Annotated in this window: 1 protein-coding gene; it reads left to right on the forward strand. The window is 49.5% G+C overall.

What is annotated here, in order from left to right:
- Positions 1-1010: OprD family outer membrane porin (locus Q0095_RS09415; protein ID WP_297883269.1), on the forward strand; the 1010-nt coding region annotated here is incomplete at its 5' end.
- Between the last annotated feature and the right edge of the window lie 37 nt (positions 1011-1047).

The raw sequence follows: 1047 nt of genomic DNA on the forward strand, positions 1-1047 counted from the left end.
TAAAAGCGGGTAGACAATATGTCGTTACTCCGCTCGTTGCTGGCAACTATACGAGGGCGTTTAAAGAAGCTTTCGAGGGCGTAGCGATATCTAATAAAGATATCCCCGATACTACCTTGTGGGGCGGATGGTTTTATAAATTTCAAGGAAGGAGTAAAACCGCTATGGGCGCTCCGGCAGGCGAAGGAAAAGCTCCTTTGTTTAAAGATAGAGTGATTCTGGGTAATATGACGGGTCCCGTCGCCGTAAAATTTGAAAATATCTTCTCCGCATATGTTCAAAACAAATCCTTGCCTTATACTACTTTAACCGGCGCTTACGCAGCGGTAACGGACGTAAAACCCGCTAACGCGTTAAAGGACGGCGACGTTAGCCTATATCTTGCCGAGGCAAATATAAAAGTGCCGGTAGGCGAGGTTTTAAAGCTAGGATTTGATCTTAACTACAAAGGCTCGCGCGTGGACGGAGGGCTGGAGTCAAGAAGGCTTGACGGCGATATGTTCGGCGCAAGAGTCTCGGTTAGCGAGTTTTTTGGATTCGGCCTATCGTATGCCTATACGACCGTTAGCGACGACGATGCCGTTATTTTGGGTGTCGGCAACGGCCCGGGATCATACACCGCTCTGCCTATTAGAGGTCCGTTCGTATTCACGGGATACGCGGGTATGGATACGCATAAGATCGTGCTTGATTACAACTTCGGCGCTATTGGCCTAGATGGCTTCAAAACCGCGCTACACTACGTAAAAGGCGATCAAGACAGAGTAGGCGGCACGAATAATATCAATGCTAGCGGGGCTGCGGGTCAAGCGGTCGGCACCAGCATGGACGTAGAGGGCTGGGCGGTAACGGCAAACTACGCTCCTAAGGCCGTTAAGGGGCTAAGCTTGGGCGTAACCTACACTGCGCTTGAGAGAAGCGACCACTACGCTAGCGGCGTAAATAGAAAGTTCGACGAGAATGAGATATGGTTGCAAGCTGCGTATAAATTTGATCTAAGCGCCAACTAAAGCTTTAAAGAGCGGAGTATTTCCGCTCTTTCTCATC

Origin of the sequence: uncultured Campylobacter sp. (assembly GCF_938045535.1) — a bacterium.
Taxonomy (GTDB): Bacteria; Campylobacterota; Campylobacteria; order Campylobacterales; family Campylobacteraceae; genus Campylobacter_B.